We start from the raw sequence: 7,028 nt of genomic DNA on the forward strand, positions 1-7,028 counted from the left end.
CGGCCCCTGGCACAGCACCAGGTGCAGGCCGATGCGGTAGCGGTAGCCGACGGTCTGGCTCTTGCTTCGGCCGCCCATCAGGCACGCTCCTGCCGCATCGCTTGCTGCCGGGCGTGCTCGACCACGCGCTGCGCCATCGCATCACCCGTGGCCAGCAGCGTCTGCGCATCGATGCCTTTGCGCAGAAAGGCGCTGAAGTCCAGGCCGTGCCGCGTGAACCAGGTGCGCGTACCGTGCACGCACAGGCCGGCGGCGCGCACGTGGCCGATGGTGACGATGAGGGGCTCGCGCACTCCGGCGCTCATTTCTTGCCGCCCTTCTTCTTGATGGGTTCGCCCTCCAAGTCGCCGTACCACACGACGTTGGCGCCACGGATCAGCACCGCGCCGAACACGACGGGGATGGGCCGGCCTTCCTCGGCGGTGGGGGCGTCGACGTCGGAGAGCGACGCCGGCTTGGGTTCGGGTGGTTTCGGGGCGAGCGCGGCCGAGACCACGGCCGCCACCACGATGACGACGAGGTACCACATGGATAGGACTGGGGGGCGTCAGAACACGCCCGTCGAGAACGGGTTCTTGCTCGGGATGGCGGGAAAGCCGCCGTAGTTGGCGAGGTTGTTGAAACGCGCCTGACAGGTGGCCGTGGTGTGGTCGCAGCCCGCCACGAGCACGACCTCGGTGCCTGAAGCGATGGCCACCGGATAGAGCAACTCCACCGCGTCGGGATCGTCACGTACGATCATGTGGCGGGCACCGTCCGGCATCTGCAGCCAGCCGCCGGCGAGCATCCCTGACACCGAGGGCGGCACACCGCCTTCGATAAAGATGAGCGGACCCTCGGTCCACCCAACCACCGCACTGGCGGTGATGGGAAACGCCCCGCAGGCCGCCGAATAGAGCACGTGCGAGCAGGTGCGGCTGTAGAGCCGCCGCAGGCCGATGCGCTTGAGACTCACCTGCGCCGACTCGCAGCGGATGCGGGCCTGATCGTCGCTGACCTCGACGCCCAGCACCCGGCCCATCCAGCGCACGGTAAGGGCGATGCCGCTGGTGTGGATACGCGCTGCGATCAACCGCACGGCGGTGGCCTCGCCGGTGATGGCCGCCTGCAACAGATGGCGCACCAAGGCGTGGTCGGGTGGCAGACGCAGCTCCAGCGCCGACTTGGCCGCCTCGGCGCCCAGTGCGAGCGTACTGCGCTCGATCGGGCAACGCTCGTAGCGCTGGCCGTCGATGTCCACGTCGAACTCGTGCGGGGTGAGCCGCACGCTGAAGCTGGCGCCCTCGAAGACGTAGAGCTCGACTTCGGTCAGAGCCATTTCGCTCATGGTCAGGACGGGGTGTAGGTGTGGCGGTCATTGCCGCGCGGCTCGGGCAACTGGCGCGCGGTGAGGGGAATCTCGACCAGCTCCGGGCTGTGCCAGTACAGCTCGACGGCATCGTGGTCAAGGCGGCAGCGGGCCAGGCGCGCGACGCGGCTGCCCGCCGGCACCGGCGCCTCCAGCCCCGAGCGCAGCACCAGCACCAGATGTTGATCCCGATGGCAGGTGGCGGTCAGCGCGTGCTGCCGGCTGCCGTCCGGATGCAGGATCAGGCAGGCGGCGGGGCGCTGCCAGAAGGCGGACGAGTCCTCGCCCGTCACCCGCAGAAAGCCATCCTCGGGATCGGCGTCGGCGCTCACCCACAGCACCGGCGCCAGCCCATCGGGTAGCCAGAAGGCACCCAGGCGGCCCTGGACCCGCTCCAGCCGTGCCCGCCAGCGCTCGATGTCCTCGGGGCTGCTGGCCAGGTAGCGGCGCTGGAAGGTCGTCGTCGGCCACGGGTCGTCGCGGCGCGTCCAGGGGTCGGCGGGCGAGAGGTCTTGCCGCGTGAGCACCGCCTGCACGGTGACCGATGGATCGTCGCGCCAGTTGCCATCGGGCCAGACCGGCAGGCCATCGAGCAGCGGATCGCCCAGCAGGTCCATGTCGGGCAGGGGCGCAGGCGCGAGGCTCGCGGTCACGCGGCCGCCGACTACGCCGGGCATCCACTGGGCGAAGTCAGCCGCCTCGCTGGCCATGCCCCACGCCAGCGGCATGACCGTCGCACCCGCTGGCACGGCGCGAGACAATGGATCGGCGAGCCACAGCTGGATGGGCTCCACGTGCGATAGCCGCGCGGTCTGCCAGCCATCGGCGGCGCGGATCAGGATCCAGCGCTCATCCCCATCCCAGCCCTGCAGCCCATCGAAGTCCAGCCGCACGTCGGCTGCCAGCGGCCCAAACGTGTCTGACTTCACTGGGGTGACGGCCAGCGCCATGGCGCCTGCCTCCACGGCTTCGGTAATGTGCGCGGCGTGCTGCGGCAGTGGCCACAGCGCCCTCTGCCCGAGATGGTCGGCCAGCCAGTCGGCCACCAGCGCATCGGTGGCGCGGCCATGGCCCACGGCGTATGTGAGCCAGCGCCGGGGCACGCGCCGCAGCCCTTGGCGGGCCTCGTTGCCGCTGGCGGTCCGCGTGACGCTGGTCTGCCACTGCAGGCGCTCCACCAGCGGCTCGGCCCAGTCGTGGCCGAAGGCGAACACACCGCGCGGGGCATCCGGCCACGGCGCATCGCCAAAGGCATCCATACCGGTGGCGACGATGGCGCTTGATGCCGTATCCCGGCGCAGCACTTCGACCAGAATCGCGGGGGCTTCGATGGGCGGCCAGGGGCCGGCCAGCGATTCCGCGAGCAGGCGGGCTGCCGAATCGGGCGGCCAGGGCGAGGCCGCCGTCTCTGGTGTGATCTGGGCTGCGCCCGTGCCGAAGGCCGCCCGGGCGAGCGCTTCGGCCCGCAAGGCGGCCAGAGCGGGGCCCGGCACCGGCGCGCTGCCCAGCTCCACCCGCTGCTCGGCAAGGAGGTGCTCGGTCATGCCGACTCCACGCCGAACTCAGCGTCGTTGAAGGCTGACTCCGTCCACTGGACGTTGCCGTTCGGGTTGCGCTCAAAGAGCGCCGTGTGCCAGGCCAGCTGTTCTTGCAGGATGAGGTCGGCGCTCACCGCGGTCTGCGCGCCGCTGGCCACCAACCCCTTGACCTTGCCCAGACCCGCGTCGGTCTTGCGGGCGAGCATCGTCACCTGCACGCCATGAATGGCAGGGGTGGCCATCGCCGGCAGCGGCGCGATGTCGAACGTCTGGCGCAAACCGGCCGCGTTGGCGCGGATGCTGCTCGCCTCATCGCCGTCGCTCACGGCAGCCCAAGCGGACGCCGCGCCTTCGACCGTCCACTGGTTGAGGCTGCCGTTGGCCTGTGCCGGGAGCGCATCCACCCGCACATCGCCCAGAAAGGTGTTGTTGATGGTGCCCGAGGTGTCGGCCAGATAGAGGTCGTCCACGTCCACCGTGACCGGGCAAGGATCGCCCGGCACGGCGCCGACGAAAGCCGTGAGCAGCTGAACGCCGCCTTGCACCGTGTTCTGGGCGGTCAGCTGGATGGCGAGGATGCCGTTGACGCGCACGCTCAAGACGCCGTTGCTCGTGCCTTGCGTGACCTGCAGCTCGACGTAGTGCCAGCCGCGTGCCGGCGCGGTGGCCACCGAGGTCGAGATCAACTGGTCGTAGCCCCACTGGCGACGGTAGAGCGTCAAGCGCCCGTCTTCGCCGATCTTGACGAGATGCGCCACCTGCGCCGACGCATCGCGCACGCCCAGCAGCACGGGGGCCTCGCCGGTGTTCTCGAAGGGCGCGACGCGAATCGCCGCGCCCACGATGAGGCTGGTCTTGGTGGCGTCGAGGTTCTTGACGTAGCCGCCGCCCGAGCCTGCCGGCAGGCGCAAGGCGTAGGACGAAGGCCGCCGGCCGGGGATGCGCTGTGCCTGTGGCGAGAGGTACGCCGCCTTGCCGCGCGAAAGCCACGGCTGGTCGAAGGGGTCGGGCTGCTGCGGGTCGTAGTGGTCGAAGCCGTCGATGAAGATCAGGGCCATGGCCTCATCCTTGCAAGGCAGCACGCACCGCGCGGGCGTTCCTGCCGATGATGTTGAGGATCACCCGCTCGCCAGCGGGCGTCTGAAGATGGTCGTGCGTCACGCCGGGGTCGATCGCGTTGACGATGCGGATTGCGTTGTTGACCTGCGGCTGCGCGGGCGCCACGTTCACTTGCGGCACGAGGCCGCCAGCAGCCAGGGCCAGGCGCTGGCCGTCCCAGGCAGGCGGGGCCTTGAGGCCATTGACGGCATCCAGAAACGCCACGCCCACGCGCTTGACGGCAGCGGCCCGCACCACGTACTCGCCGGCCGAGAGCCGCGCGGGGATGGAATCGGACGTCGCGGTGCCGGGGCCGGTGACGAAGCCACCGGACGCAAACTTCTTGACCTTGCCCATCAAGGCCATGACCGCGGCCACCATGGCCGCCATCGCGGCAATCGCCAGCCCCGGCCCCACAATGGGAATCGCGGCCTGGGACGCCGCCGCCCCGGACCCTGCCTCGGCGGCGTTGGCGCTGACCTTGGCGGCTGCTTCGGCCTGCTTGGTGGCCACCGACTGGGCGGCAGCGACCTGCTCGATGGCCGCTTCCTGCTGCGCGAAGCCCAGCTTCATCGCGAGCATCTTCGCCTGCATCGCCACCCACTGCTGCAAGGGCTGGATGACCAGGTGCTGCAGGAAGGCCTCCGAGATGCTGCGGAAGATGTTCGAGAGCCCTTCGCGCAACGTCTGCGCCCCACTGACGATGCCCTGCACGGCCTGCCCGAACCCTTCGCCGATGCGGTTCCACACCGGCGCGAGTTCGTCGGTCACGAGCCGCGTGCGCTCCAGCTCGTTGCGCCACGCCGCCACGCGGATCGCGGCGTCCGGCCCGATGGCCTCAGCCGCCTGCTGCATCACGGGCAGCAGGCGCTGCATCTCGGTGGCCGATTCGCGCTGCAAGGCGACGATTTGCTGCCGCGCCTGCGCTTCGGTGAGCAAGCCCGCCTGGGTCTGGATCTGGATCGCCTCCTGGGCGTTGCGCAGCCGCTCGGTGACGAGGCGCCACTCTTGCTCCAGCCGGGCCAAATTGGCCTGCGCAGCCTTCACATCGATCAGCCGGTCGATGAGCGAGACGCCGTCGGCGTCACTCTCGGCCGCCAGCCGCGCGCGCAGATCCCGATAACTGCGCTCGATGGCCGCTCGCCGGTCGGCATCGGTGGCCGTACCGGTGACCTGGGCCAGTTCCTCGCGCGCGGCCGCCAGCGCATCGGCCAGTTCGCGCTCGGCCTGCGCCGACTTGCGAGCGTTGGCCTGCTCGATGTCGGCGCGCTTGTCGTTGAGGATGATCAGCTCGGCCTCGAGCCGTGCGACCTCGCCCCGGGCCCGCAGGCGCTCGTTCTCGTTGCCGCTTGTGGCGGCCACCTGCCGGCTGCGGGCCAGTTCCTGCTGCCGGCGCTCGATCTCGGCGTCGATCGCCTGCTGCTCGAGCGCGGTCTTGCGCGCGTGGTAGTCGCGCAGCGAGATCAGGCGGTCTTGCAGGGCCTGATCGAGTGTGCGTTGCTGGCGCTCGAGGCCGTCCTTGAGCAAGGCGAATTCGGCGTCCAACTGCGCCTTCATCAGCGCGGTCTGCGCGCCGGTGCTGTCCTGGGCAGGCTTGGGTTTGGCCAGCCGCTGCAGCAGCTCCGCATCAGCCTGGATCCGGGGTGCCCGGACTTCGATCGGCTTGGGGTCGAAGAGACTGTCGCGAAACGCGGCCAGTTCGTCCAGGCGGCGCACGAGGCTGCCCTTGAGCTCGGCGATGATCGCCTTCGCGCCAGCGGTGTTGCCGCGCAAGGCCTCGACCGCCGCCGCCATGCCGGCGCCGATCGCCTCGCCCAAGGCGACGAAGGCCTTGCCGACGGTGGCCGCGCCCAGCGCCAGGGTCTTGAGCACGAGCACCACGCCGTCGAGCACCGCGCGCAAGGCGCCACCTTGCTTGGCCGACTCGACCATGCCGGCGGCCATTTCGTTCATCGCCGGCAGGAACGCCTCGATCACCCGGTTGGCGATGCTGGTGGCGGCCAGCTTCACCTTGGCCAGGGCGTCGTTGAAGGCTTCGGCCTGCGCGGCGGTCTCACCGCCGATCTGCACGCCGAGCGCCTCCATCTCGCCGGTGAGCGCCGCGATGCCTTCGCGGCCCTGGTTGAGAAAGGGGATGAGTTCGGCGCCACTCTTGCCAAAGAGCTCGACGGCCAGCGCCGACTTCTGCGCCCCATCGGGCATGGCCGCAAAGCGCTCGGCCAGATCGAGCAGCACCGCGTCAGTGGCGCGGAGCCGACCGTCCTGGTCCTGGAAGGCCACGCCGAGCGCTTCGAAGCGCCGGGCGGACTCCTCCGAGCCCGTGGCCGCCTCGAGCATCGCGGTGGCGAGCTTCTTGAGCCCGGTCTCGAAGGTCTGCGCCGAGACACCGGAGAGTTCGGCCGCCGGCACCAGGGTGGACAGCGACTCCACCGTGATGCCCACGCGCTGCGAGAGCTTGTTGAGGGCATCGGCCGACTCCAGCGCCGACTTGACCATGGCCCCCAGGCCCGCCGCCGACAGGGCCACGCCGAGCCCGGCGAGCAGGCCGTTGACGCTCTTGGCCGCATCGGCCAAGCCGCCCAGGCCCCGCTTGACCGAGTCGAAGGCACCGCGCGTCTCGTCGACGGCGCGGATGAGGATTTGGGCGCGGTTGTTTGCCATCAGGCCTGGTCCAGTTCTCGTTGAATCGCCCGCGCCAAGCCCGACAAGGCGGGTTGCACCCCGGCAGCGAGATCAAAGCGGCGCTTCAGATCCACCCGCCGCACCAGCACGGCAATCGGAATCTCCTGGCCGCGCTGCAGACGCTTGACGCCGGAGCGCTGCCGCTCGGCGCGCTTGAAGCGGCCAAGCTGCGCGGCGTTTTCCTGGAGGTTTTCGGCCATCAGCAGCACGCGCCCGTCCTTCTCGACGAAGAAGGCGTTGCCCGAGCGCATCAGGCCGTCGATGACCTGACGGAAGCGCTTGGGGCCGATCCGTCCCGGCAGCAGCGGGATCAGCAGATTGCCGCTCACGGTGCCGCCCTGGGTGTGGATGCCCAGCCAGGG

Annotated in this window: 7 protein-coding genes; all 7 read right to left on the minus strand. The window is 70.2% G+C overall.

The window, feature by feature from the left end; all coding sequences use genetic code 11:
* Window positions 1–77: 77 nt before the first annotated feature.
* The gene (locus ACK42S_RS13485) at window positions 78–305 is read right to left on the minus strand and encodes a hypothetical protein (RefSeq protein ID WP_409708415.1); all 228 of its coding nucleotides are present in this window, start codon (window positions 303–305) and stop codon (window positions 78–80) included.
* Window positions 302–529 (minus strand): hypothetical protein, encoded by a 228-nt coding sequence (locus tag ACK42S_RS13490; RefSeq protein WP_409708418.1) that lies wholly within the window; start codon window positions 527–529, stop codon window positions 302–304. Before ACK42S_RS13490 ends, ACK42S_RS13485 begins: the two co-directional genes overlap by 4 nt.
* A gap of 18 nt (window positions 530–547) precedes the next feature.
* A complete protein-coding gene (locus ACK42S_RS13495) occupies window positions 548–1,327 on the minus strand; it encodes a phage BR0599 family protein (RefSeq protein ID WP_409708421.1) in 780 nt (259 codons plus the stop codon).
* A gap of 2 nt (window positions 1,328–1,329) precedes the next feature.
* On the minus strand, window positions 1,330–2,892 hold the full coding sequence (locus tag ACK42S_RS13500) for a hypothetical protein (protein WP_409708424.1): 1,563 nt from the start codon (window positions 2,890–2,892) through the stop codon (window positions 1,330–1,332).
* Window positions 2,889–3,944 (minus strand): hypothetical protein, encoded by a 1,056-nt coding sequence (locus ACK42S_RS13505; RefSeq protein ID WP_409708427.1) that lies wholly within the window; start codon window positions 3,942–3,944, stop codon window positions 2,889–2,891. Before ACK42S_RS13505 ends, ACK42S_RS13500 begins: the two co-directional genes overlap by 4 nt.
* 4 nt (window positions 3,945–3,948) lie before the next feature.
* Window positions 3,949–6,645, minus strand: a complete 2,697-nt coding sequence (locus ACK42S_RS13510; RefSeq protein WP_409708430.1) for a phage tail protein — start codon at window positions 6,643–6,645, stop codon at window positions 3,949–3,951.
* Window positions 6,645–7,028: DUF6441 family protein (locus tag ACK42S_RS13515; protein WP_409708433.1), on the minus strand; the 384-nt coding region annotated here is incomplete at its 5' end. The genes ACK42S_RS13510 and ACK42S_RS13515, both read right to left, overlap by 1 nt.

The sequence above is a fragment of the Caldimonas sp. genome (assembly GCF_046289365.1).
Taxonomy (GTDB): Bacteria; Pseudomonadota; Gammaproteobacteria; order Burkholderiales; family Burkholderiaceae_C; genus Caldimonas.